A 25,106-nucleotide genomic window follows, 5' to 3' on the forward strand; every position below is an offset into this window, starting at 1 on the left:
TACTACTTGCTATCCAGCCCGCCGTAGGATCGTACCAGCCGGACCATGTCGGGCGAGTTCGGGCTCTCGCTCTCGAGCCCTTCGGCAACACCGCTACGGTCGGCGATCGGCCGGTTCTGGCTGACCTTCCACTTGCCTTGGATGTCAGTGATCTCGATTTCCAGCCCGACAATGCCCTTGATCTGCGACTGGATGAAGGTGGTTGGCGCGTCGGTCACCGCCCAAGGTGCTTCGCGAGCGCCTTCCTGTGACACCGTCAGATCGGAAATCTGCTGGGCCAGCCAGTCCTGGTCCTCGATCACCGTTACGATGCCGCGCACCTGGACAATGGCGTAGTTCCAGGTCGGCACGACCTTGCCGGTCTCGCGCTTGGTTTCATACCAGGACGGCGTCACATAGGCGTCTGTGCCCTGGAAGACGACCAGCACCGGCGATGCCGGGCTGTCGGCCAGCAGCCGCCATTGCGGATTGGCTCTCGCCAGATGCGCGCGCAACCTGCCGTTCGGCGGCACATCGGCGTCGAGCAGGAACGGGATCGCGTTGGCGACCGGCCCCTCGGCTCCATTTGAGATCAGCAGGCCAAGCGGATGCGCCCGGATCAGCCCGTGCAGCACGTCCTGCCGCGTTTCCTGGAAATGAGGGGGCTGGTACATCGCTGCTATCTCAGCCGTTTCGGCCGCGGGTCGGACAATTCACCGGCCAACCGGCGATCGAGATAGTCCGCGCATTCCTGGAGCAGGAGGTCCGCATCGTTGGAGAAGAAATGGTTGGCGCCGGGCAAGGTCTTCTGGGTGATGGTGATGCCCTTTTGCGTGTGCAGCTTGTCGACCAGCCCTTGCACGTCCTTTGGCGGCGCCACCTTGTCGGCGTCGCCATGGATGATGAGGCCAGACGACGGGCAGGGCGCCAGGAACGAGAAATCATAGGTGTTGGGCTGCGGCGCGATCGAGATGAAGCCTTCGATCTCCGGCCGGCGCATCAGAAGCTGCATGCCGATCCACGAGCCGAACGAATAGCCGGCGACCCAGCAGCTCTTGGAATCCGGGTGCAGCGACTGCACCCAGTCAAGTGCCGCGGCCGCATCCGACAATTCGCCGGTGCCATGGTCGAATTCGCCCTGGCTGCGGCCAATGCCGCGAAAATTGAAGCGAAGCGTGGTGAAATCCCGCTTCTGGAACATGTAGAAGAGGTCGTAGACGATCTTGTTGTTCATCGTGCCGCCGAACTGGGGGTGCGGATGCAGGACGATGGCAATCGGCGCGCTCTTTTCCTTGGAAGGCTGGTAGCGACCCTCCAGGCGGCCGGCCGGACCGGTAAAAATGACCTCAGGCATAAAATACTCCACATGGCATAAGAATGCGCGGCGCCCGGAACAACTCTTCCTCTGGCCTTGACGCAGGGCGAGCGTCTTCTTAGAAGCTAGTTTAGAATTGTTCAAAACTGGGTGGCCAAAAAAATCGTGGCTCGGCCACCCGCGCCGCAAGTCGCGTAAATAGGACGGCTTGCCTTGCAATTTCAAGGAAATAACGCGCTATCCTCGCGGAATGGCTCTTGAAGGGACCAATCGAAACGAAAATGACCGGAAGACGCGCCTATCTCGACTATAATGCCAGTGCGCCGCTGCTTGCCGCGGCGCGTGCGGCAATGATTGCCGCCCTCGATGCCGCCGCCAACCCGTCTTCGGTCCATGCCGAGGGGCGCGCCGCACGGCGGCTGATCGAGAATGCGAGGCGCGATGTGGCAGCACTGGTCAACGCCAGGGCCGAGCATGTCGTGTTCACCTCCGGTGCGACGGAAGCCGCCTCGACGTTGCTGACGCCGGATTGGCAGATGGGGCGCGGCACTATCCGCATGGGCCGGCTCTACGTCTGCGAGGCCGACCATCCTTGCGTGCTGAATGGCGGGCGTTTTCCAGCAGCCCAGGTGACGCGGATCGGCGTCGAGGGCAACGGCATAATCAAGCTGGACGCGTTGGCGGCGGCACTCGCCGCGCACGACAAGGTAGACGGCCTGCCGCTGGTGGCGATCCATGCCGCCAACAACGAGACCGGCGTCATCCAGCCCGTCGACCGCATCGCCGAAATCGTCAAGGCGGCGGGCGGCATCCTGGTCGTCGACGCCGTGCAGGCGGCCGGTCGCATTCCGCTCGATATGTCAGCGGGTTACGCCGATTACTTGATTCTGTCTTCGCACAAGATCGGCGGTCCCAAAGGCGTTGGCGCCGTCGTCGCCGCCTCGGACCTGATGATGCCGAGGCCCTTGGTTACCGGCGGCGGCCAGGAAAAGGGTCATCGCGGCGGCACCGAAAACCCGGCCGCGATCGCTGGTTTTGGCGCGGCGGCGCGGGAAGCCATGATCGGATTGAAGAGCATCGACGCCGTCGCTCGCCATCGTGACAAGATCGAGGCCATCGTAAAAACGCTGGTGCCAGATGCGGAAATCTTCGGAACCGGCGCGCCGAGGCTTGCCAATACGACATTCTTCGCTATTGCGGGCATCAAGGCTGAGACGGCGCAGATCGCCTTCGACCTGGCCGGCGTGGCGCTGTCGGCCGGGTCGGCCTGTTCGTCGGGCAAAGTCGGCCCGAGCCATGTTCTGAAGGCCATGGGGCACAGTGACAGCCTTGGCGCTTTGCGCGTGTCCATCGGCCACGCAACGAGCGCCGAGGACATCGAACTGTTCCGTGCCGCGCTGGCAGATATTGCCTCGCGCCGCGTGGGCAGGGAAAAAGCCGCCTGAGTGCGGCAGAATGATGCAGGCCTTCCGGCCTGGTAGAGCCGTGCGTTTCATGGTGGCCGGGTGAATTTCCGGCAGGGACGCACTATATGGAACTTACGCTGCTTAGGGGTTGCCCTCGGGGTACTCGTTTCGCGGTGCCATAGTTTGAAAACTGCCGGGCCTTGACCCCGGCGTGGATGGAGAACGCATATGCCTGCTGTGCAGGACACGATCGATCGGGTCCGAAAGATCGACGTCGACCAGTATAAATACGGATTCCAGACCGAAATCGCGATGGACAAGGCCCCAAAGGGCCTGAGCGAAGATATTATCCGCTTCATTTCAGCGAAGAAGGACGAGCCGTCCTGGATGCTGGAATGGCGTCTGGAAGCCTATCGGCGCTGGGTGACGCTGGACGAGCCGAAGTGGGCGCGCGTCCATTATCCGAAGATCGATTTCCAGGACCTCTACTACTATGCGGCGCCCAAGAGCACGCCGGGACCGACCTCGCTGAGCGACGTCGATCCCGAACTGTTGAGGGTCTATGAAAAGCTCGGTATCCCGCTGAAGGAACAGGAAATCCTCGCCGGCGTGCAGAAAACCGATGTGTCGGAATTCGAGGAAGCCAGCGACAATGTCTACAAGTCTGGTCGCGTCGCCGTCGATGCCGTGTTCGATTCGGTTTCCGTCGTCACCACCTTCAAGAAGGAGCTGGCACAGGCTGGCGTCATCTTCTGCTCGATCTCGGAAGCGATCCGCGAGCATCCGGAGTTGGTGCAGAAATACCTCGGTTCGGTCGTGCCGACCTCCGACAATTTCTACGCGACGCTGAATTCGGCGGTATTCACCGACGGCTCGTTCGTCTTCGTGCCCAAGGGCGTGCGATGCCCGATGGAACTGTCGACCTATTTCCGCATGAACGAGAAGAACACCGGCCAGTTCGAGCGCACGCTGATCATCGCCGAGGAGGGGGCATACGTCTCCTATCTCGAAGGCTGCACGGCGCCGCAGCGCGACGAGAACCAGCTTCACGCCGCCGTGGTCGAACTGATCGCGCTCGACGATGCCGAGATCAAATACTCGACGGTGCAGAACTGGTACCCCGGCGATGCCGAGGGCAAGGGCGGCATCTACAATTTCGTCACCAAGCGTGGCGACTGCCGTGGCGATCGCTCGAAGATTTCGTGGACCCAGGTCGAGACCGGCTCGGCGATCACCTGGAAATATCCGAGCTGCATCCTGCGCGGCGACGATTCCAGCGGCGAGTTCTATTCAATCGCCGTTTCGAACGGCTACCAGCAGGTCGATAGCGGCACCAAGATGATCCATCTCGGCAAGAATACGTCGAGCCGCATCATCTCCAAGGGCATCGCCGCCGGCTTCTCGCAGAACACCTATCGCGGCCAGGTCTCGGCGCACCGTAAGGCGACCAACGCCCGCAACTTCACCAATTGCGACTCGCTGCTGATCGGCGACCAGTGCGGTGCGCATACCGTGCCCTACATGGAAGCCAAGAACGCGTCGGCGCAGTTCGAGCATGAGGCGACCACCTCGAAAATTTCCGAGGACCAGAAATTCTACGTCATGCAGCGCGGCATTCCGGAAGAAGAGGCGATCGCGCTGATCGTCAACGGCTTCGTCAAGGACGTCATCCAGCAACTGCCGATGGAGTTCGCGGTCGAGGCGCAGAAGCTGATTGGGATTAGCTTAGAGGGCTCGGTCGGCTGACCGGATAAAAATTTTCAGGAAAAGAAAAAATGCTTGAGATCAGAAACCTGCATGCCCGCATCGTCGATGACGGCACCGAGATCATCCGCGGCTTGAACCTGACGGTGAAAGCCGGTGAGGTCGCCGCCATTATGGGCCCTAACGGCTCAGGAAAATCGACGCTGTCCTACATCCTCGCCGGTCGCGAGGATTATGAAGTGACCGAAGGCGAAATCCTCTACAACGGCCAGTCGATCCTCGAAATGGACCCGGCCGAGCGTGCCACCGCAGGCATCTTCCTCGCCTTTCAGTATCCGATGGAGATACCGGGCGTGGCGACGATGGAATTCCTGAAAGTGGCGATGAACGAGCAGCGCAAGGCGCGCGGCGAGGAGCCGCTGAAGATCCCCGAATTCCTGAAGCGCGTGAAGGACGCGGCCGCCTTGCTCGACATGGACATGGCAATGCTGAAACGGCCGCTCAATGTCGGCTTTTCCGGCGGCGAGAAGAAGCGCGCCGAGATCCTGCAGATGAAGCTTCTGGAGCCAAAACTGTGCGTGCTCGACGAGACTGATTCCGGCCTCGACATCGATGCGCTGAAGATCGTCTCGGAAGGCGTCAATGCGTTGCGCGCGCCAGACCGCGCCATCGTCATCATCACCCACTACCAGCGCCTGCTTCAGTACATCGTGCCGGATAGTGTGCACGTGCTCTACAGAGGCCAGGTGGTCAAGTCCGGCGACAAGTCGCTGGCGCTCGACCTCGAAGCCAATGGCTATGCCGGCGTGATCGGCCAAGCCGCGTGAGATGCCAGAAGGCCCAGAAGGCAAGCCAAACAAGGCGAAACTGATGAATATACACACGACACCCCAGCGAACGCCGGCCGAAACAGCGCTGATCGACGCCTTCAGCGACCGGCTGTCGCTGCTGCCCGGCGACGGCACGGTGATGCTGAAGCGCGACGACGCCATCGAGGCGATCAAGAGCGGACTGCCGACGCGGCGCATCGAATCCTGGCATTACACCGACCTGCGCCGTCTGCTGAATGCAGTGCCGGACTTCGATCCGGCAGCCGCCGCGAAAGCCATTGCGCCGATCGTTGAGGGCTCCGTCATTTTGCCGGTGCTGAACGGCGTGTCGAGCGCGAAAGTGCCTGTCATCGACGGCGTTATCGTCCAGCGCCTGTCGGAGAAATTAACCGACGGCAGCATCGCACCTGGGCTCGATCCCTACGGCACCGACGATGCCATCGGCTCACTGAACACAGCCTTTGTCGCCGACGGCTATTTTGTCGACATCGCCGATGGCGCCGAACTGGACAAGCCAGTCGAGTTGCAGAACCTGCAGGCCGGCGGCCAAACGCATGTGCGCCTGGCCGTCCGCGTCGGTGCCGGCGCCAAGGCTGTCATCGTCGAGCGCCAGACGGGCGAGGGCGCCGCACTGGTCAGTTCGGTCAGCCAGCTTCTGCTTGACGAGGGCGCCGACGTGACGTGGCTGATCGTGCAGGAGCAGCCGGATACGGCCACGCATCTTGCCCAGTTCAAGGCGCATCTTGGCAAGAATTCCAAACTGACGCTGTTCGTGATGAATGCCGGCGGCAAGCTGGTGCGTCAGGAGATCGTGGTCAAGACGACAGGCGAAGGCGCCGATTTCACGCTGCGCGGCATCAACCTGCTTGCCGGCGACACCCATACGGACGTGACCATGGTGCTCGACCATGCCGTGCCGCACACGGCTTCCACGGAAGTGATCCGCAACGTGGTGACGGGAAGAGCGCGCGGCGTCTTCCAGGGGCGCATCAACGTCCACCAATATGCGCAGAAGACCAACGCCAAGATGGCCTGCAACACGCTGCTTCTGTCGGACGACGGCGAGTTCTCGACCAAGCCGGAGCTCGAGATCTTCGCCGACGACGTCGTCTGCGGCCATGGCGCGACCGTCACCGAGATCGACCACAGCCATCTGTTCTACCTGATGGCGCGCGGTATCGACGAGAAGTCGGCCCGTGGCCTGTTGGTGAAGGCGTTCGTCGCCGAGGTGATCGAGGAACTGGACGACGAGGCGATTGTCGAGGCGCTGGAAACGAGGCTCGACGGCTGGTTCGCGACGCACGGGTGAAGTGGGTGAGGGGTGCTGGACGGAATGAGGCGATGCCTCGAGAGAGCTTGTGATGGACCAGAAAGTCGAAAACATCCCCTACGACGTCGAGGCGATCCGCCGCGACTTCCCGATCCTGTCGCGGGAAGTCTACGGCAAACCGCTGGTCTATCTCGACAATGGCGCTTCGGCACAGAAGCCGCAGATCGTGCTCGACACCATCCAGCACGCTTATTCCCAGGAATACGCCAACGTCCATCGCGGGCTGCATTTCCTGTCGAATGCCGCGACCGATGCCTATGAGAAAGCGCGCGAGACGGTTCGCCGTTTCCTCAACGCGCCAAGTACCGACAACATCGTCTTCACTTCCAACACGACCGCGGCGATCAACACTGTCGCCTACGGCTATGGCATGCCCAATATCGGCGAGGGCGACGAAATAGTCCTTTCGATCATGGAGCACCATTCCAACATCGTGCCGTGGCATTTCATCCGCGAGCGGCAGGGTGCCAAGCTTGTCTGGGTGCCGGTCGACGATCTCGGCGTCTTCCATATCGAAGAGTTCGAGAAGCGGCTGACCGATCGCACCAAGCTCGTCGCCATCACGCACATGTCGAATGCGTTGGGCACGGTGACGCCGATCAAGGAGATCGTCCGTATCGCGCACGCGCGCGGCATTCCGGTGCTGGTCGACGGCAGCCAGAGCGCCGTCCATATGCCGATCGACGTCCAGGATCTCGACTGCGATTTCTTCGTCTTCACCGGCCACAAAGTCTACGGGCCCTCGGGCATCGGCGTGCTCTATGGCAAGAAGGACATGCTGGAACGCATGCGCCCATTCATGGGCGGCGGCGAGATGATCGAGGAGGTGACGCAAGACATCGTCACCTACAACGATCCGCCGCACCGCTTCGAGGCCGGCACGCCGCCGATCGTGCAGGCGATCGGGCTGGGCGCTGCGCTGGAATACATGGAAAAGATCGGCCGCGAGCGCATCGCCGCGCACGAGGCCGATTTGAAGGATTATGCGCATCAGCGGCTGCGGGCCATCAATTCGCTGCGCATCTTCGGCGACGCGCCCGATAAGGGCGCCATCATCTCCTTCGAGCTTCAGGGCATTCATGCCCACGACGTGTCGATGGTGATCGATAGGCAAGGCGTTGCTGTCCGCGCAGGCACGCATTGCGCCCAGCCGCTGTTGAAACGCTTCGGCGTAACCTCCACATGCAGGGCGTCGTTCGGCATGTATAATACCAGGGCCGAAGTCGACGCTTTGGCAGATGCGCTCGAAAAAGCGCGAAAGTTCTTCGGGTGACGATCATGGATGATGCAGGCCGCACCGCTGAGACCACTTCGGAAACGGCAATCAATGAGGTGGTTTCCGCCTCGGCAATTCCCGCCGACGAACTGGCGCGGCTGACCGACGACATCGTCTCGGCGCTCAAGACGGTTTATGATCCGGAGATCCCGGCCGACATCTACGAGCTTGGCCTCGTCTACAAGATCGACATCGAGGACGACCGCTCGGTCAAGATCGACATGACGCTGACCGCGCCCGGCTGCCCGGTGGCCGGCGAAATGCCCGGCTGGGTGGAGAATGCCGTCGGCGCCGTCGAAGGCGTGTCCGGCGTCGAGGTCAACATGACCTTCGATCCGCCCTGGTCGCCCGACCGCATGTCGGAAGAGGCGCAGGTCGCGGTGGGCTGGTATTAATGGGCATACTTGCGCCGGGCAGAAAATTTCACCATTTTAGGTGAGGAATCATTCGGCAGGCCTTGAACCTGCACGCAATGGAGAAAGAAGAAGATGGGACGCTTCGCCGTCATCACGATGACCGAAAAGGCTGCTGACCGGGTGCGCGAGATCGTCGCAACCCGTGAGAATGCGCATGGCATTCGTCTCGGCATCAAGAAGGGCGGCTGCGCCGGCATGGAGTATACGGTCGACCTGGTGACCGAGCCGAACACCAAGGACGATCATATCGAGCGCGACGGCGCCCATGTCTATGTCGCGCCTGAGGCGGCGCTTTTCCTGTTCGGTACCGAGATGGATTTCGAGCAGACGACGCTGCGCACCGGCTTCACCTTCCGCAACCCGAACCAGAGCTCGGCCTGCGGTTGCGGCGAATCGGTTGAGCTCAAGCCGGCCGATCTGAAGGCACTGGCCGAGGCACGCGCTTCGGCCTGATCGGGCTTCTCACTCCACCCACATTTTTGTTCGTTTGTGCCAGTCGGCGATCGACTCTTCCGGGTAGACGTCGAACACCTTGTCGCCCTTGCCGACGTCAGGTTCGACCCAGTTCGCTTTGTATTTCAGCATGAGATGCACCTTTTCAGGTGGTTTCGGCAGGTCTGTGTCGATCGCCGAGGCGACGGGATGGACCAGTTCCGGCCAGGTCGGATCGTAGAGCCACAGTGCCGATCCGCATTTCCGGCAGAAATTCCGCTCGCCTGACGAGATCTCGCATTGCGGATGCTCGTCGTCCTCGATCTCGGCTTGATAGACGCCGAGATTGCGCTTGCCCTTGATTTTCAGCGTATCGAAATCGGCACCGAGATTGATGGCAAAGCCACCGCCGCCTTGCTGCTTGCGACAGATCGAGCAGTAGCAAAGCATGAACGGCACCGGCGTGTGACTTTCCACCTCGAAACGGACAGCGTTGCACCGGCAGGACCCTTTGAGCAGAAGCGGCATGAAAAAACTCCGACGAAATTGGTCTCAACTTGTCAGGATGGTGCTGGTTGCGGCGATGACAAGGAGAAATCCGGGTGACATGATCGACGCATGGACAATGAACGCATTGCCGAACTTTTCGAAGGCCTCGGCCCGGTCAGCATCCGCAAGCTGTTCGGCGGCAAGGGCATCTACTTCGACCGGGTCATCGTCGCGATCGTCCTTCGCGGTGAACTTTTGCTGAAGGCCGACGCGGAAAGCGCGCCGGAATTCGAAGCGGCCGGCTGTCGGCAATGGACCTATACCGGCTCGAGGCATGGCAAACTCGTGTCTATGCCATACTGGAGCATCCCTGACAGTGCCTTCGATGATCCGGATGAGATGGCGGTCTGGGCACGCCGGGCCTATGAGGCGGGGCTGCGGGCCGGCAAGTAGGCTTGCCTCCCCGCTGGTCATCACCTCATGCCAAGTCCTGCGCCTCGGGCACAAGGGTCAGCGCCTCAGCAAAACTCGCCGCCGTAAAAGCCGGCGCACGCCCCATACCCTCGCTGGCAAGCATCGCCACGGCAACGCCTTCGCATAGCGCCGCACGTAGTGTCAGGCCGTTGAGCAGGGCAGCCACCGTTGCACCCGCCAGCGCATCGCCGGCGCTGTCCGACACCTTTCCTGGGGCTGGCGGCAGGATCGAGAAGGCGCCGACCTCGTCGAAGCCCAGCACCGGACCGTCATCCGCCGTCACGACGCCGCCTTTGAGGTCCGCGCGCCTCAGGCCGTCGATGATATCTTGCTCCGCAGCACCGATACCCACATCGGCGAGTGCGATGGCCTCGCGCCGGTTCATGAAGACCAGCGCCAGACTGCCGAGCATTGGCGCGAGTCGCGCCGCCTTGGCCGGTGAGACGGCAAGGGCGAAAACCGGCTTGCCGGCGGCAAGCGCCACCAGCCGCTCAAGTGCTGCCGATGGCAGGTTTGCGTCGCACAGGATCGCATCGGCAGTGCTGATCGCCTCGCGCACCTTGGCGCGGCGGATCTGCTTGGCAAGCGCCAGATCGTAGAGCGCCATGTCGGCAAGGCCGACGATCAGCGCACCGTCGCCGTCGACCAGCATCGTGTTGCTCGGCGTCGCGCGATCGAGGAACACCGCGGACAGATCGGCAATGCCGGCAGCATGGATGGCGCGCGAGACCGTATCGGCCAGAACATCACCGCCGCGCACCGAAAGCAGCGAGCCGGAAACGCCGCGGCGCACGGCGCTGCGCAGCGCATTGAAGACGGCGCCGCCGACAGCCTCGCGCATCGTGCCGGGATTCGACGCTGCCGGCACAAAGGCGCCCGAAACCTGGCCGCGCCGATCTATATAGGCGCCGCCTACGGCCAGGATTGTCGGCGACTTCATCATGCCGGCGAGAAGACCATTGCTGTTGCCAGGTGAAGACTAGGTTGTCCGGCGGAACCCGGCAACCGGAGGCGCGATTCGGAAGATGCCGGCACGATCCTGCGGGAGACGCGGGATACATCTTGGCGTGAAAGCGCGAAACAAAAAAAGAACAAATGCGGATACTTTTTGTTTTTCAATGGGTTGCATCCCCTTGCCAAATGAGAACAAAAAAGGTACAAATTAATAAGGATTACGGATTGTCCGGCCTTCATTGACGACCAAGGGGTGATGTATCATGGCTCAGAATTCTTTGCGGCTTGTAGAGGACAAAGCAGTGGATAAATCAAAGGCTCTGGATGCGGCGCTGTCGCAAATCGAGCGTGCCTTCGGCAAGGGCTCGATCATGCGGCTCGGCGCAAACGAGCAGGTCGTCGAGATCGAAACGGTGCCGACCGGCTCGCTTGGCCTCGACATCGCGCTTGGCGTCGGCGGTCTGCCGCGCGGCCGCATCGTCGAGATCTACGGGCCGGAAAGCTCGGGCAAGACGACGCTAGCGCTGCACACGGTGGCCGAGGCCCAGAAGAAGGGCGGCATCTGCGCCTTCGTCGATGCCGAGCACGCGCTTGATCCGGTCTATGCCCGCAAGCTCGGCGTCGATCTCGAGAACCTGCTGATCTCGCAGCCTGATACCGGCGAGCAGGCGCTGGAGATCTGCGACACGCTGGTGCGTTCCGGCGCCATCGACGTGCTGGTGGTCGATTCGGTCGCGGCGCTGACGCCGCGCGCCGAAATTGAGGGCGAGATGGGCGATTCGCTGCCGGGCCTGCAGGCCCGCCTGATGAGCCAGGCGCTGCGCAAGCTGACCGCCTCGATCTCGCGCTCCAACACCATGGTCATCTTCATCAACCAGATCCGCATGAAGATCGGCGTCATGTTCGGTTCGCCCGAGACCACGACCGGCGGCAACGCGCTGAAATTCTATGCTTCGGTCCGCCTCGACATTCGCCGCATCGGCTCGGTCAAAGACCGCGACGAGGTCGTCGGCAACCAGACCCGCGTCAAGGTCGTCAAGAACAAGCTGGCGCCGCCCTTCAAGGTGGTCGAATTCGACATCATGTATGGCGAGGGCGTGTCCAAGACTGGCGAGCTGGTCGACCTTGGCGTCAAAGCCGGCGTGGTCGAGAAGTCGGGCGCCTGGTTCTCCTACAATTCGCAGCGTCTCGGCCAGGGCCGTGAGAACGCCAAATTGTTCCTGCGCGACAATCCCGATACGGCGCGCGAGATCGAATTGGCGCTGCGGCAGAATGCCGGGCTGATCGCGGAGAAATTCCTCGAGAATGGTGGTTCCGAAGGCGGCGACGATGGTTTCGAGGATGAAGCCGGCGCGATGTGAGGCTTCGGTGGTGGCCGGAGTTTGGCCATAATTCCCGCTCATCACCTGCAGCTCATGTAATCGAGTTCTGTATTGTTGCGTTTCGAACCGCCGGCCTAGCGCCGGCGGTTTGCGTTTCAGCGGCGGCGCCGAGATGACCGACAAGCCCTGCAAATTGGCCCAATTCCGTGTTTCTGGACAGGGTGCAACGCGGCGGCTAAAAGGCCATGTCCATTTGCCGTCGGCCGGGCCGACGGCTCTCTCTAAAAGTTAAAAGGCAGTATTATTCATGAGTGGCGTTAACGAGATCCGGTCGACATTCCTCGACTATTTCCGCAAGGAGGGTCACGAGGTCGTCGCGTCGAGCCCGCTGGTGCCGCGCAACGATCCGACGCTGATGTTCACCAATGCCGGCATGGTGCAGTTCAAGAACGTCTTCACAGGCCTGGAAAAGCGACCTTATTCGCGTGCCACGACGGCTCAGAAGAGTGTGCGCGCCGGCGGCAAGCACAATGACCTCGACAATGTCGGCTACACCGCCCGCCACCTGACCTTCTTCGAGATGCTCGGCAATTTCTCGTTCGGCGACTATTTCAAGGAACGCGCTATCGAGCTTGCCTGGAACCTGATCACCAAGGAGTTCGGGCTGAAGCAGGACAAGCTGCTGGTCACCGTCTATCACACCGATGACGAGGCCGCCGCCTTCTGGAAGAAGATCGCCGGCTTTTCCGACGATCGCATCATCCGCATTCCGACCTCGGACAATTTCTGGGCGATGGGCGACACCGGACCTTGTGGGCCGTGCTCGGAGATCTTCATCGACCGTGGCGAGCACATCTGGGGCGGGCCTCCCGGCAGCCCCGAGGAGGACGGCGACCGTTTTCTCGAATTCTGGAACCTGGTGTTCATGCAGTATGAACAGGTGACGAAGGACGAGCGCATCGACCTGCCGCGCCCGTCGATCGACACCGGCATGGGCCTGGAGCGCATGGCCTCCATTCTGCAAGGGGTGGAGAGCGTCTTCGAGACCGACCTGTTCCGTCACCTGGTCGACGCTGCGTCGTCCGCGCTCGGCCGCGGTCCGGATGCGGACACCGTCGGATCGTTCCGCGTCATCGCCGATCATTTGCGTTCGTCTTGCTTCCTGGTGGCCGACGGCGTGCTGCCGTCCAATGAAGGCCGCGGCTATGTGCTTCGTCGCATCATGCGCCGCGCCATGCGCCATGCACAGTTGCTCGGTGCCCGCGATCCGCTGATGTGGCGCCTGGTGCCGGCGCTGGTGCGCGAGATGGGCCAGGCCTACCCGGAACTGGTGCGCGGCGAACAGATGATCACCGAGACGCTGAAGCTTGAGGAAACGCGTTTCCGCAAGACGCTGGTGCGCGGCCTGGGCCTGCTTTCGGAGGCGACGGAAAGACTGGGCGCCGGCGACATGCTGGATGGCGAGACAGCCTTCAAGCTCTACGACACCTATGGCTTTCCGCTCGATCTGACGCAGGACGCGCTGCGTCAGCGCAACATCTCGGTCGATCTTGCCGGCTTCACCAATGCGATGGAGCAGCAGAAGGCCGAGGCGCGCAAGAGCTGGGCTGGCTCCGGCGAGGCCGCGACCGAAACGGTGTGGTTCCCGGTGCGCGAGAAGAACGGCGCCACCGAGTTCCTCGGTTACGAGACCGAGCAGGCGGAAGGCCTCATCCAGGCGCTGGTCAGGGACGGCAAGACCGTTGACAGCGCGGCCAAGGGCGACGCCGTTGCCGTGGTCGTCAACCAGACGCCGTTCTATGGCGAATCCGGCGGCCAGATGGGCGACACCGGCCTCATTTTAGGCGAAGGGTTCTCGATCGAGATCTCCGATACGCAGAAGAAGGCCGATGGGCTTTTCGTGCATCTCGGCAAGGTGATCAGCGGCACGGTCAACACGGGCGGAACCGTCGAGCTGAAGGTCGACCATGCGCGCCGCTCCAGGCTGCGCGCGAACCATTCCGCGACGCATCTGATCCATGAGGCGCTGCGCGAGGTGCTCGGCACTCATGTCGCGCAGAAGGGCTCGCTGGTCGCGCCCGAGCGTCTGCGCTTCGACATCTCGCACAACAAGCCGATTTCGCCGGACGAGCTCGAAGAGGTCGAGCGCATGGCCAACGAGATCGTCGTCCAGAACAGCCCGGTGTCGACGCGCCTTATGTCGGTCGACGACGCCATCGCCGAGGGCGCCATGGCGCTGTTCGGCGAGAAGTATGGCGACGAAGTGCGCGTCGTTTCGATGGGAACGGGCTTGCATGGCGCCAAGGCCAACCGGCCCTATTCGGTCGAGCTCTGCGGCGGCACGCATGTCAGGGCGACCGGCGATATCGGTCTGGTGCGCGTCGTGTCGGACAGCGCTGTCGCCGCCGGCGTGCGCCGTATCGAGGCGTTGACCGGAGAGGCGGCCAGAAAGCATCTCGACGAGCAGGACAAACGGCTGAAGGCGGTCGCTGCCACGCTGAAGATTTCGCCGGCCGACGTGCCGGCCCGCGTCGAGGCGCTGCTCGATGAGCGCAAGAAGCTCGAAAAGGAACTGACCGAGGCGCGCAAGAAGCTGGCGCTGGGCGACCGCTCGCCATCCGGTGTGCCTGCGGAAAACGAAACCATTGCCGGTATCGGTTTCCTTGGCAAGGCGGTGTCCGGCGTCTCGCCAAAAGATTTGAAGCCGTTGGCCGATGCCGGCAAGAAGTCGCTCGGCTCCGGCATCGTGGTCTTCGTTGGCGCCGGCGAGGACAACAAGGCGAGCGTCGTGGTCGGTGTCACCGACGATCTGACCGCTCGCTTCAGCGCCGTCGATCTGGTGCGCGTGGCATCCGCTGCCTTGGGCGGGCAGGGCGGCGGCGGTCGGCCTGACATGGCCCAGGCCGGCGGCCCGGATGCCTCGAAAGCCGAGGAAGCGATTGCTGCGGTGAAGGCGGCGCTGGAAGCTGCGTGAATCCTCCACCAGTCAGGCGAGGCCGAAGTGGCAGCGGGGATGATGTGGCAACGTTGACCATGTATCAAGTCGACGCCTTTGCCGAACGGGCTTTCCAGGGCAACCCTGCTGCCGTTCTCATTTTGGCGGACTGGCTATCGGACGATGTGATGCAGGCCATCGCAAACGAGAACAATCTTGCTGAAACCGCGTTTGCGCGGCCGAATGGCGAGAGTTGGGATTTGCGCTGGTTCACGCCGGTTCATGAAGTCGACTTCTGTGGCCATGCTACTCTTGCGACCGCCCATGTATTGGCCGCGGAACACAATGTGCCTGGCGACATGGCGTTTGCCACGCGGGTGGGTGAGCTACGGGTTTCGCAACGGGAAGGCGCCTACCAGCTCGATCTGCCATGTTTTCCGCCGCAGCCGCTCGGCGGGGAGTTAACGCTGGCGCTGCAAGAGATATTTCCTCTGGGCACGGTTTCGAGCTTCCGCAATTTCGAAAATCTGTTTGTCGAGCTTGCCGACGAGGCATCCATACGGTCATTCGTTCCCGATCTGCTCAGGATCGGAACCCTTCATCCTCTTGGCCTGGTCATTACCGCGCCTGGGCGAGCCCATGATTTCGTCTCGCGTTATTTCGTGCCTGGGGCGGGCATTCCCGAGGATCCGGTGACTGGCTCCACTCATGCGACACTGGTGCCTTACTGGTCTGAAAAACTCGGCAAGACGCATCTGTCGGCATTCCAATGCTCGCATCGCGGCGGGCATTTGCTATGCGACCTGGCTGGAGATCGCGTGCTGATCGTAGGTCGTGCGAAAACCTTCATGAAGGCGGAAATCTACCTTCCCGAATGAACAACTGCCATTTGCCTCAGCCTGCCTTTTCAGTTCGGGAAAAGCTTGGACGCTGAGCTATGCGGGTCCACCAGTCGTGGATGTCGGCAAACTCCGCCAGCAGGTTTTGACCCTCGGCAACCTTGACGAAATAGCCGATGATTGGCGCGGCGTGCAGGTCGGCGAGCGTCAGCTCCGCTCCCAACAGCCATGGCCCCTCGGCTTTCAGCGAGGAGAGCGCCTGTAATGCCGTTCTCGCCTGCCGAAGTCCGGCGGCGATCAAAGCCTCGTCAGGCGCCGTCTTCTCCAGCCGCTCGACGGCAACATCCCAGACCATGGCCCGATAGGCATAGGCGTCGAGCATGCCGATGATCTGGTTCATGGTTGCGCGGGGTCGAGCATCAGCCGGTTGCAGCGCCGGTCCGTCGAAAGCCTCGTCGACATAGCAGGCAATTGCGCTGGTCTCGCAAAGCCGAAACCCGTCATGCTCGAAGGCAGGGATGCGACCGAACGGGTGATGGCCGAAATACCAGCGGGGAATACCGTCCGCCGCGAAGACATCGACCGGCACAAGCTCATAGTCGATGCCCTTTTCCTCGAGCACGAGGCGGACGATGCGCACATAGACGCTGTAGTCCGCCCCGTAGACGACGGGCTTGTTCATCTCGTTTGGCCGTCAGGCCATTGCCTTCTGCAGATTCTCGTCGATCTTGTCGAGGAAGCCGGTGGTCGAAAGCCATGGCTGGTCGGGACCGATCAGCAGCGACAGATCCTTGGTCATGAAGCCGGCCTCGACGGTCTGGATGCAGACCCTTTCCAGCGTCTCGGCAAAACGCTTCAGCTCGGCATTGTCGTCGAGCTTGGCGCGATGGGTGAGGCCGCGCGTCCAGGCGAAGATCGAGGCGATCGAATTGGTCGAGGTTTCCTCGCCCTTCTGATGCTGGCGATAGTGACGGGTGACGGTGCCGTGCGCGGCCTCCGCCTCCACCGTCTTGCCGTCCGGCGTCATCAGCACCGAGGTCATCAGGCCGAGCGACCCAAAACCTTGCGCCACCGTGTCCGACTGCACGTCGCCATCGTAGTTCTTGCAGGCCCAGACATAGCCGCCCGACCATTTCAGGCTGGAGGCGACCATGTCGTCGATCAGCCGGTGCTCGTACCAGATCTTCTTCGCCTTGAATTCGGCTTCGAACTCAGCCTCGTAGACTTCCTGGAAAATGTCCTTGAAGCGGCCGTCATAGGCCTTGAGGATGGTGTTCTTGGTCGAGAGATAGACCGGATAATTGCGCAGCAGGCCGTAATTCAGCGAGGCGCGGGCGAATTCCCGGATCGACTCGTCGAGATTGTACATTGCCATGGCGACGCCGGCGGCCGGCGCATCGAACACCTCATGCTCGATGACCTTGCCGTCCTCGCCGACGAACTTGATCGTCAGCTTGCCCTTGCCGGGAAAGCGGAAGTCGGTGGCGCGGTACTGGTCGCCGAAGGCATGACGGCCGACGATGATCGGCTTGGTCCAGCCGGGCACCAGCCGCGGCACGTTCTTCATGATGATCGGCTCGCGAAAGATGGTGCCGCCGAGGATGTTGCGGATCGTGCCGTTCGGCGACTTCCACATCTTCTTCAGCTTGAATTCCTCGACGCGCTGCTCGTCGGGCGTGATCGTCGCGCATTTCACGCCAACGCCATGTTTCTTGATGGCATTGGCCGAATCGATGGTCACCTGGTCGTTGGTGGCGTCGCGGTGCTCTACGCTGAGGTCGTAATATTCAAGCTTGAGGTCGAGATAGGGGTGGATCAGCTTATCCTTGATGAATTGCCAGATGATGCGGGTCATCTCGTCGCCGTCGAGTTCGACGACCGGGTTCGCCACCTTGATCTTCGCCATGGAAAGAATGCCTCATTGTTGGGGATCGGAACGGCCTTGCCCGCATGGCTTTCGGCCGGGGATGCGGCCCGTATATCAAAGCATTTTTGGCCGCGCAAACGGCGATCCGCGCGGCCTGGCTCGACTACCGCCATCGGCCTCTCCTTGTGAACGCTTCATTTTCGCGGCCGGATATGGCAGGGGACGCTGAAATGCCGCAAACAGCAGTTCATTGACATCATGCAAGCCAGTAACGACATCCCTCCTGCCGCAGGCCCGGCGATCATCCTCGTCGAGCCGCAGCTCGGCGAGAATATCGGCATGGTCGCGCGCGCCATGGCGAATTTTGGGCTTGCCGAACTGCGCCTCGTGAATCCGCGCGACGGCTGGCCAAGCGAGAAGGCGCGCGCTGCCGCGAGCCGCGCCGACCATGTCATCGATGCCGTCACGGTCTTTGGCGATCTGGCCTCGGCGGTTGCCGACCTGAACTTCGTCTTCGCCACCACGGCGCGCGCGCGTGATAATTTCAAGCCGGTGCGCGGACCGGTCGAGGCGGGCAGGACGCTGAGAGCGCGCCAGCAAGCCGGGCAGCGCACCGGCATCCTGTTCGGCCGCGAGCGGTTCGGGCTCTACAATGACGAGGTCGGCCTCGCCGACGAGATCGTCACCTTCCCGGTCGATCCCGCCTTCTCTTCGCTCAACATTGCCCAGGCGGCCCTGCTGATGTCCTATGAATGGATGAAGTCGGGCTTGGAAGATGAGACGAAAACCAATTTTTCCAGCCCTGACATGATGCCGGCGACCAAGGAGCAGTTGCACGGCCTGTTCGCGTATCTGGAAGGCGCGCTCGAAGCGCGCGGCTATTTCCGCCCGGCGCCGAAGAAGCCGAAGATGGTCGACAATCTGCGCGCGGTGCTGACGCGCGCCGGCTTCGCCGAGCCGGAGCTCAAGGTGCTGCGCGGCATAATATCATCGCTGGACAGGTTCTCGCCGGCCATGCCGCGCGGCGACGGATCGCCGGGTGATGATCCGAGACGGCTTCCGGCAGCCGCGGCACGCGCCGCCAAGGCGGAAGACAACGACTAGGAACAAATCGTTGGGCCTACCACTGGTAACCGAATGTTATTTGGTGGGGTCCATCATTTCAAAATGATGGACCCTCGGATGTGCGACCATCTTCCTGCCGTGGTCCCAGCCTTCCCTCTGAGTCCCAGTCTTTTCTCGTATCCCCAGTCTTTTCTCGTAATCCCAGTCCTTTTTCCTAATCAATGACAATGACAGATCCCTCAAGCGCCCGCCCGATCCTGATGTTCGATTCCGGCATCGGCGGCCTGACAGTGCTGCGCGAAGCGCGCGTGCTGATGCCCGATCGTCGCTTCGTCTATGTCGCCGACGATGCGGCTTTCCCTTATGGCGCTTGGGAGGAGCCGGCGCTGAGGGCACATGTTCTGGAGCTGTTCGGCAAGCTGCTCGACCGGTTTTCGCCGGCCATTTCGGTCATCGCCTGCAACACCGCCTCGACGCTGGTCATCGATGCGCTGCGCGAACGATTTCCCGGCCATCCTTTCGTCGGCACGGTGCCGGCGATCAAGCCGGCGGCGGAACGCACGCGCTCCGGACTTGTTTCGGTGCTGGCGACGCCCGGCACCGTCAAGCGCCAGTATACGCGCGACCTGATCAGCAAATGGGCTCAGAAATGCCACGTCCGCCTAGTTGGCAGCGACAGCCTGGCGGGACTGGCCGAGGCCTATATGCGTGAGGGCTTTGTCGATGAAGAGGCCGTGCGCACCGAAATCGCGCCGTGCTTCGTCGAGCATGACGCGCTGCGGACCGACATCGTCGTGCTTGCCTGCACTCACTATCCCTTTCTGGCAAACCGCATGCGCAAGACGGCACCTTGGCCGGTCGATTGGCTCGATCCCGCCGAGGCGATCGCGCGGCGCGCGCTCTCGCTGCTCGCGGAGACCGAGGTCAGGAATCGCGGCGAGGCGTTGCCGGAAGGCGCCGATCTTGCTGTCTTCACCTCAAAGCGGGTCGATTTTCCGACTCGCCGCCTGATGCAGGGGTTTGGGCTGGCGATTTCCTGATAGTTAGGAACATCATCCGGACCGATACGTTTTCTCTTATTGGCAACAGGAGAAACGATCATGCCAGCCACATCAAAGTCCCAGCAGAAAGCTGCCGGCGCGGCATTGTCCGCCAAGCGTGGCGAGACCAAGAAGAGCGAACTCAAAGGCCCTTCGAAGGGAATGTACAAATCCATGAGCGAAAAACAGCTCGAGGAATTTGCCGAGACCAAACGTAAGGGCCTGCCGGAGAAGAAAGCGAAGCACTAGCCGCTCGTCCGCACCAGGCAGGGAGGTCGGTTCCGGTTCCATGGTTTGACAGCCGCGGCCGAGCCGCGGCCCTTGGGTCGTATCCACTCGCCATCACCGACGCCAGCCGCAAGCTTGACACCGGTTAAATCTCCGTTTAATCAGCCCATCAACACCGGGCCGCAATGCCCGGTGGTTTCTTTATGTGCGCAAGACGTTTGGGAAGCGCTCTATTTCCCGGGTCTTGTGTAAAATGACGTGTCCCGTGGGTTTTCCGCCGCGTTGCGTGGGAAAACCCTGTCAGGTCTCGAAAACGGGGGCCAGAGGAGGGCGCGTTTCCTTCACCCGGACCATGAGGTTCCGGGTGTACTGTTTTGAAAGGGAATGCGATGAGCAAGCGCGAATCCGCGAAATACAAGATCGACCGCCGTCTCGGCGAAAACATTTGGGGCCGCCCGAAATCCCCGGTCAACAAGCGTGAATACGGTCCCGGCCAGCACGGCCAGCGCCGCAAGGGCAAGCTTTCCGATTTCGGCCTGCAACTGCGTGCCAAGCAGAAGCTGAAGGGTCACTACGGCGACGTTTCGGAAAAGCAGTTCCGGAAGGTCTATGAAGAGGCGGACCGCCGCAAGGGCGACACCTCGGAGAACCTGATCGGCCTGCTCGAATCGCGTCTCGACGCGGTCGTCTACCGTTCCAAGTTCGTGCCGACCATTTTTGCCGCTCGCCAGTTCGTCAATCACGGCCACATCAATGTCAACGGCAAGCGTGTCAACATCGGCTCGTACCGCTGCAAGCCGGGCGACGTCGTTGAAGTGCGCGAAAAGTCGAAGCAGCTGGTGATCGTCCTGGAATCGGTAGGCCTGGCCGAGCGCGACGTGCCTGACTACATCGAGGTCGATCATAACAAGATGACCGCGACCTTCGGGCGCATCCCCGGCCTGTCGGATGTTCCCTTCGCCGTGCAGATGGAACCGAACCTGGTCGTCGAATTCTATTCGCGCTGATCGATTTCTTCATCTGCAACAGCATCGAAGGCCGCCCCTCGAGGCGGCCTTTTCTTTTGGGCATCCGAAAATCGATTTCGATTTTCGGGCCGATGCGCTAATCCGGGCAGCAACAAGGACCTTTGGGGCCGACGCGCCATGAACATGCTGCCTGATGCCAAGACACTCGAACCGATCGCCGATGCCGCAGGCGGCTTTCATCCGCTGTTTGCCGATGTGCCGTCCTCCGTCGAGTTCAACAAGCTGCGCAAACGGCTGCTGCGTCTCGCCCGTCAGGCGATCGACGATTTTTCGATGGTGAGGCCAGGCGATCGCTGGCTGGTTGCCTTGTCGGGCGGCAAGGATTCCTACGGCCTGCTCGCTTTGCTGCTCGACCTCAAATGGCGCGGGCTGCTGCCGGTCGAGCTGTTGGCCTGCAATCTAGACCAGGGCCAGCCCAATTTTCCCAAACACATATTGCCCGACTATCTCAATAAATACGCCATCCCGCACCGCATCGAATATCGGGACACTTATTCGGTGGTGACCGACAAGCTTCCCGAGGGCAGCACCTACTGTTCTCTGTGCTCGCGGCTCAGGCGCGGCCATCTCTACCGCATCGCGCGGGAGGAGGGTTGCTCGGCGCTGGTGCTCGGACACCACCGCGAGGATATTCTTGAAACCTTTTTCATGAACCTGTTCCATGGCGGTCGACTCGCGGCCATGCCGCCAAAACTGCTCAACGACGACGGCGACGTCATGGTGCTGCGGCCGCTCGCCTATTGCGCCGAGGCCGATCTCGAAAAATTCGCCGGCGCCATGAAATTCCCGATCATCCCGTGCGATCTGTGCGGCAGCCAGGATGGCTTGCAGCGCAACGCGATGAAGGCGATGCTCGACGACTTGGAAAAGCGCATGCCCGGCCGCAAGGACACGATGATCCACGCCATGACCAATGTGCGGCTCTCGCATCTGCTCGACAGAAAGCTGTTCGATTTCGCCGCCCTCAACGAGACCCTCACCACAAGGCAAGACATTCCCGATGACATTTGACGATACCGCGATCGACTGGCTTGCCACCCTTCTGTCCGACGCCGCCATTGCCGAGATCATGCCGCGCTTTCGCCGGCTGGATGAGGGCGACGTCCGCCAGAAGACCTCGGCAGCCGACCTAGTGACGGAGGCCGACGTGAATGCCGAGCGGCTCATCACCGTCAGGCTGCGTGAGCGCTACCCCCAGGCGATGATCGTGGGCGAAGAGGCCTGTTCCGACGATCCGGCGCTGCTCCAGGGCCTCGGTGAAGCCGATCTCGCCTTCGTCATCGATCCGGTCGACGGCACCTTCAATTTCGCCTCCGGCGTGCCGCTGTTCGGCGTCATGCTCGGCGTCGTGGTGAAGGGCGAGACCGTCGCCGGCATCATTCACGATCCCGTCGGCAAGGACTGGCTGATCGGCGCCAAGGGTGCCGGCAGCCACATACGGCATGCGCATGGCACTCTGGAGAAGGTGCATATCGCCGAGCCTGCACCGATCTCGCAAATGACCGGTGCGGTTTCCTGGCAATACATGCCCGAGCCGGAACGGTCACGGCTGGCGCGCAACCAGACGAAATCCCTGTCGCAGTTCGGCTATCGCTGCGCGGCTCACGAATACCGCCTGCTGGCGAGCGGCCACGCCCACTTCGTCGTCTACAACAAGCTGATGCCGTGGGATCATCTGGCCGGTGTGCTGATCCATGCCGAGGCAGGTGGTTATGCGGCGCGTTTCGACGGCAGCGCCTATCTGCCTTCGCATGTCGGAGGCGGCCTTCTTGTCGCGCCGGACAAGCAAAGCTGGCACGAACTGCGCCGCGAGCTCTGGGCGGAATAGGCCGTCCGGCATCGATCCGGTTCAGGCCACGCCCGGCCGATCTCAATTACCTGCGTTGTCCTCGATCCGATTTTCCGGCTCATGCGCTAGGCGAAGCTGCCGCCCAGGTTTCCGCGATGGCGACTACGGCGGCGTTGATCGGCCCGCTCGGGATCGTCGGCATCACTGACGCATCGACGATGAAGACATTGTCGAAGCCGTTCAGCCGCAAATCCGGGTCGACGACGGCGTCGGCATCCCCGCCCATCCTGCACGTGCCGGCAGGATGATGATGTGTGGAGGCAGCGCTCGCGACGAAAGCGTCAAGGTCGGCGTCCGACCGCACCGCTGATCCCGGCAGGACTTCCACATCGCGCCATTCGTCGAGCGCTGGATGATGACCAATCGTGCGCGCCGTCTTCAGCGCCGTCCTGAAAACCGCCCGGTCGTGTTCGGTTTCGAGATAATGCGGGTCGATGATGGGTGCATCGGCCCGGCCCGGCCCGCTCGGTGCGATGCGCCCACGGCTGGTCGGATGGGTGACGCCGCATAGGATCGTGAAAGCCGAGCCATAGGGCGGGGCACTCAGGCCGTCTGCGGCTGATGGGGCAACGACGCAGGCTAGCACAATATCGGGGCTTCCCGTCGAACGGGTAATGTCGCTGCCGTGCAGGTACATCAGCGATTCCGAGTGCTGCAGGCGCGACGGCGGCAGCGGTTTTTTGGTGCTGTAGACATTTCCAAGGACCAGCAGATGGTCCTGCAAATTGCGGCCGACATCGCTTCGGTCGGCGAGGCAGCGTATCCCCGCTTGCTTCAGCGTGTCCGCATCGCCGATGCCCGATCGCATGAGGATGAGCGGTGAGGACACCGCACCGGCGCAAAGAACGATCCTGTCGGCGGAGACCGTCGTGGTCTCTCCGTCACGCACGACAGCCACACCCGTGGCCCGCTGGCCCTCCAGCAGGAGGTGCTCGACCTCGTGGGCGGTGAGCAAGGCAAGGTTCGGTCGTGCCCTGACCTCCGGCGGCAGATAGGCATCGGCGACGCTCAGGCGCCGGCCGGCGCGGATGTTCAGCGAATTGGGGCTGGTGCCGGCCAGTTCGCCGCTGTTGTGATCGGTCAGGGCGGAGATTCCCATGGCCCGTCCGGCGGCCATATAGGCGCGGACGACGGGGCTGACCTCTGCATCCGGCAAATAGACATCCAGCGGTCCGCTGCGGCCGCGCGACGGCGCATCGAAGGCGGTGAAAGCTTCACTGCGGACAAAGTCCGGCAACAAGCCCGAAAAGGACCAGCGCTCGCCGCCGGCAGCCGCCCAGGGTTCGAAATCATCGGGATGACCACGCACATAGGCCATGGCATGCAGGCAGCTCGAACCGCCGACGATCTTTCCGCGTGGCCATTCGTGCACGCGGTTTGCGGTAAAGGGTTGCGGCACTGTCCGATAGGCCCAGTCGTAAGCGCGGCCTTGCAGCATCGTCCATTTCAGCGGGTCGGCGATATCGGGATCGGACGGCATCACCCCGGCCTCGATCAGGCCGACCTGGCATGATCGGTCCTCGCTCAGCCGGCTGGCCACCACCGAGCCGGCCGATCCCGCGCCGACGACCAGCACGTCGAAATGACGTTTCACTTTTGAAGTCCCCGCGCAGGCTGTCTGGCTAATAGGAAAACACGCTTATGCGGCAAAGGCGCCGGCATTCGATCGTTCGGTGATCTGTCTTTGCACGGACAGCAAATGCGCGCGCATCGCCGCCTCGGCCGCTTCCGGGTCGCGTTTCGAGATCGCTTCGGCAATCAGACGATGTTCGCCGTCGCGCTCGGCGATCCGCTTGGGGCAGGTGGGTGCCGCGGTGCGTGCGATCTTCACCCGCGCATCGACCCCGACCTGGCGCAGCATCTTGTAGAATTCAGTGGCAAGATGGTTGCGAGCGGCTGCAACGATGGCGAGATGAAACGCGAAATCGACTGCGCCCGACGAGGCATTCTCCGGCGTGGTTGCCGCATCGATGATCCGGGCCGTCTCGAATGACGAAGCGCGCAGCGATGCCAGCCGGGCGAGGCCCGGCTCCATCAGCAGGCGCAATTCCAAAACCTCGATTGGATTGGTTACCCTGACAAGCTCCTCGCCATATCGGGGCAGGGCGGTTGGCGCACGCCGGGCGCGCGCCGGTTTCAAATCGCCTGATTGACGCAGCAATTCGAGCGCCTTGCGAAGCTGGTGACGCTTCACATTCAGATGTTCGGCAAGGTCACGCTCGGAAGGCAACTTGCCGCCACCCTGTTGCAACCGGCGGACCGCTGCAATGATGTCGTCGAGATCCGATGATACGATCTGCGGCTCGAATGCGTTCAAAACCAAATCTC

25 protein-coding genes are annotated in these 25,106 nt (G+C 62.0%); 17 read left to right on the forward strand and 8 right to left on the reverse strand.

Annotation, left to right across the window (positions count from 1 at the left end; genetic code table 11):
- Positions 1-2: 2 nt before the first annotated feature.
- On the reverse strand, positions 3-653 hold the full coding sequence (locus EOC94_RS13150) for an FMN-binding negative transcriptional regulator (protein ID WP_095489604.1): 651 nt from the start codon (positions 651-653) through the stop codon (positions 3-5).
- A 5-nt stretch (positions 654-658) separates the two neighbouring features.
- A complete protein-coding gene (locus EOC94_RS13155) occupies positions 659-1,333 on the reverse strand; it encodes an alpha/beta hydrolase (protein WP_095489603.1) in 675 nt (224 codons plus the stop codon).
- 242 nt (positions 1,334-1,575) lie between these two features.
- On the opposite strand from EOC94_RS13155, the gene EOC94_RS13160 reads away from it, so the two are divergent.
- The 7 genes from EOC94_RS13160 to sufA all read left to right on the forward strand — a co-directional run bounded on the left by EOC94_RS13160 (position 1,576) and on the right by sufA (position 8,709).
- Positions 1,576-2,739 carry a cysteine desulfurase family protein gene (locus EOC94_RS13160; RefSeq protein ID WP_127290945.1) on the forward strand — a complete coding sequence of 388 codons (1,164 nt, stop codon included), beginning with the start codon at positions 1,576-1,578 and terminating at the stop codon, positions 2,737-2,739.
- A gap of 189 nt (positions 2,740-2,928) precedes the next feature.
- Positions 2,929-4,446, forward strand: a complete 1,518-nt coding sequence (gene sufB, locus EOC94_RS13165) for a Fe-S cluster assembly protein SufB (protein WP_126106837.1) — start codon at positions 2,929-2,931, stop codon at positions 4,444-4,446.
- A gap of 29 nt (positions 4,447-4,475) precedes the next feature.
- Positions 4,476-5,231 (forward strand): Fe-S cluster assembly ATPase SufC, encoded by a 756-nt coding sequence (gene sufC, locus EOC94_RS13170; protein WP_095489602.1) that lies wholly within the window; start codon positions 4,476-4,478, stop codon positions 5,229-5,231.
- 43 nt (positions 5,232-5,274) lie between these two features.
- A complete protein-coding gene (sufD, locus tag EOC94_RS13175) occupies positions 5,275-6,543 on the forward strand; it encodes a Fe-S cluster assembly protein SufD (protein WP_127290947.1) in 1,269 nt (422 codons plus the stop codon).
- Between the two features lie 52 nt (positions 6,544-6,595).
- Positions 6,596-7,837, forward strand: a complete 1,242-nt coding sequence (locus EOC94_RS13180) for a cysteine desulfurase (RefSeq protein ID WP_126106836.1) — start codon at positions 6,596-6,598, stop codon at positions 7,835-7,837.
- Positions 7,838-7,842: 5 nt separating this feature from the next.
- Positions 7,843-8,235, forward strand: coding sequence for an SUF system Fe-S cluster assembly protein (locus EOC94_RS13185; RefSeq protein ID WP_127290949.1), 393 nt, complete (start codon positions 7,843-7,845; stop codon positions 8,233-8,235).
- 93 nt (positions 8,236-8,328) lie between these two features.
- Positions 8,329-8,709: a Fe-S cluster assembly scaffold SufA gene (gene sufA, locus EOC94_RS13190; protein ID WP_006206001.1), complete on the forward strand. Its 381-nt coding sequence runs from the start codon at positions 8,329-8,331 to the stop codon at positions 8,707-8,709.
- Positions 8,710-8,718: 9 nt separating this feature from the next.
- Here the strand turns inward: sufA and EOC94_RS13195 are convergent, their stop codons facing one another.
- Positions 8,719-9,216 carry a GFA family protein gene (locus EOC94_RS13195; protein WP_127290951.1) on the reverse strand — a complete coding sequence of 166 codons (498 nt, stop codon included), beginning with the start codon at positions 9,214-9,216 and terminating at the stop codon, positions 8,719-8,721.
- A gap of 90 nt (positions 9,217-9,306) precedes the next feature.
- Between EOC94_RS13195 and EOC94_RS13200 the strand changes: the two genes are divergently transcribed.
- The gene (locus EOC94_RS13200) at positions 9,307-9,630 is read left to right on the forward strand and encodes a TfoX/Sxy family protein (RefSeq protein ID WP_095489599.1); all 324 of its coding nucleotides are present in this window, start codon (positions 9,307-9,309) and stop codon (positions 9,628-9,630) included.
- A gap of 25 nt (positions 9,631-9,655) precedes the next feature.
- Here the strand turns inward: EOC94_RS13200 and EOC94_RS13205 are convergent, their stop codons facing one another.
- Complete coding sequence (locus EOC94_RS13205; RefSeq protein WP_127290953.1) at positions 9,656-10,594, reverse strand: carbohydrate kinase family protein; 939 nt, start codon at positions 10,592-10,594, stop codon at positions 9,656-9,658.
- 274 nt (positions 10,595-10,868) lie between these two features.
- Between EOC94_RS13205 and recA the strand changes: the two genes are divergently transcribed.
- The 3 genes from recA (at position 10,869) to EOC94_RS13220 (ending at position 15,740) form a co-directional block, all read left to right on the forward strand.
- Entirely contained in the window at positions 10,869-11,966 is a 1,098-nt protein-coding gene (gene recA, locus EOC94_RS13210) for a recombinase RecA (protein ID WP_008875470.1), read from the forward strand.
- Positions 11,967-12,234: 268 nt separating this feature from the next.
- Complete coding sequence (alaS, locus tag EOC94_RS13215; protein WP_095489597.1) at positions 12,235-14,901, forward strand: alanine--tRNA ligase; 2,667 nt, start codon at positions 12,235-12,237, stop codon at positions 14,899-14,901.
- 59 nt (positions 14,902-14,960) lie between these two features.
- A complete protein-coding gene (locus tag EOC94_RS13220) occupies positions 14,961-15,740 on the forward strand; it encodes a PhzF family phenazine biosynthesis protein (RefSeq protein ID WP_127290955.1) in 780 nt (259 codons plus the stop codon).
- A 16-nt stretch (positions 15,741-15,756) separates the two neighbouring features.
- On the opposite strand, the gene EOC94_RS13225 is transcribed toward EOC94_RS13220, so the two are convergent.
- A complete protein-coding gene (locus EOC94_RS13225; RefSeq protein ID WP_127290957.1) occupies positions 15,757-16,383 on the reverse strand; it encodes a glutathione S-transferase family protein in 627 nt (208 codons plus the stop codon).
- A gap of 12 nt (positions 16,384-16,395) precedes the next feature.
- Complete coding sequence (locus tag EOC94_RS13230; protein ID WP_095489594.1) at positions 16,396-17,607, reverse strand: NADP-dependent isocitrate dehydrogenase; 1,212 nt, start codon at positions 17,605-17,607, stop codon at positions 16,396-16,398.
- A gap of 219 nt (positions 17,608-17,826) precedes the next feature.
- Between EOC94_RS13230 and EOC94_RS13235 the strand changes: the two genes are divergently transcribed.
- From EOC94_RS13235 to EOC94_RS13260, 6 genes are all read left to right on the forward strand, one after another.
- A complete protein-coding gene (locus tag EOC94_RS13235) occupies positions 17,827-18,672 on the forward strand; it encodes an RNA methyltransferase (protein WP_127290959.1) in 846 nt (281 codons plus the stop codon).
- Positions 18,673-18,860: 188 nt separating this feature from the next.
- Positions 18,861-19,673 carry a glutamate racemase gene (gene murI, locus EOC94_RS13240; RefSeq protein WP_127290961.1) on the forward strand — a complete coding sequence of 271 codons (813 nt, stop codon included), beginning with the start codon at positions 18,861-18,863 and terminating at the stop codon, positions 19,671-19,673.
- Positions 19,674-19,733: 60 nt separating this feature from the next.
- Entirely contained in the window at positions 19,734-19,922 is a 189-nt protein-coding gene (locus EOC94_RS13245; protein ID WP_126106826.1) for a DUF3008 family protein, read from the forward strand.
- A 368-nt stretch (positions 19,923-20,290) separates the two neighbouring features.
- Positions 20,291-20,908 carry a 30S ribosomal protein S4 gene (gene rpsD / locus EOC94_RS13250; RefSeq protein WP_127290963.1) on the forward strand — a complete coding sequence of 206 codons (618 nt, stop codon included), beginning with the start codon at positions 20,291-20,293 and terminating at the stop codon, positions 20,906-20,908.
- A gap of 138 nt (positions 20,909-21,046) precedes the next feature.
- Positions 21,047-21,940 carry a tRNA 2-thiocytidine(32) synthetase TtcA gene (ttcA, locus tag EOC94_RS13255; RefSeq protein WP_127290965.1) on the forward strand — a complete coding sequence of 298 codons (894 nt, stop codon included), beginning with the start codon at positions 21,047-21,049 and terminating at the stop codon, positions 21,938-21,940.
- The gene (locus tag EOC94_RS13260; protein ID WP_127290967.1) at positions 21,930-22,757 is read left to right on the forward strand and encodes an inositol monophosphatase family protein; all 828 of its coding nucleotides are present in this window, start codon (positions 21,930-21,932) and stop codon (positions 22,755-22,757) included. Before ttcA ends, EOC94_RS13260 begins: the two co-directional genes overlap by 11 nt.
- Positions 22,758-22,836: 79 nt before the next feature.
- On the opposite strand, the gene EOC94_RS13265 is transcribed toward EOC94_RS13260, so the two are convergent.
- Both EOC94_RS13265 and EOC94_RS13270 read right to left on the reverse strand, forming a co-directional pair.
- A complete protein-coding gene (locus EOC94_RS13265) occupies positions 22,837-24,372 on the reverse strand; it encodes a GMC family oxidoreductase N-terminal domain-containing protein (RefSeq protein ID WP_185928223.1) in 1,536 nt (511 codons plus the stop codon).
- 45 nt (positions 24,373-24,417) lie between these two features.
- Positions 24,418-25,095: an FCD domain-containing protein gene (locus EOC94_RS13270; protein WP_095489588.1), complete on the reverse strand. Its 678-nt coding sequence runs from the start codon at positions 25,093-25,095 to the stop codon at positions 24,418-24,420.
- Between the last annotated feature and the right edge of the window lie 11 nt (positions 25,096-25,106).

Origin of the sequence: Mesorhizobium sp. M6A.T.Ce.TU.016.01.1.1 (assembly GCF_003997065.1) — a bacterium.
Lineage (GTDB): Bacteria > Pseudomonadota > Alphaproteobacteria > Rhizobiales > Rhizobiaceae > Mesorhizobium > Mesorhizobium mediterraneum.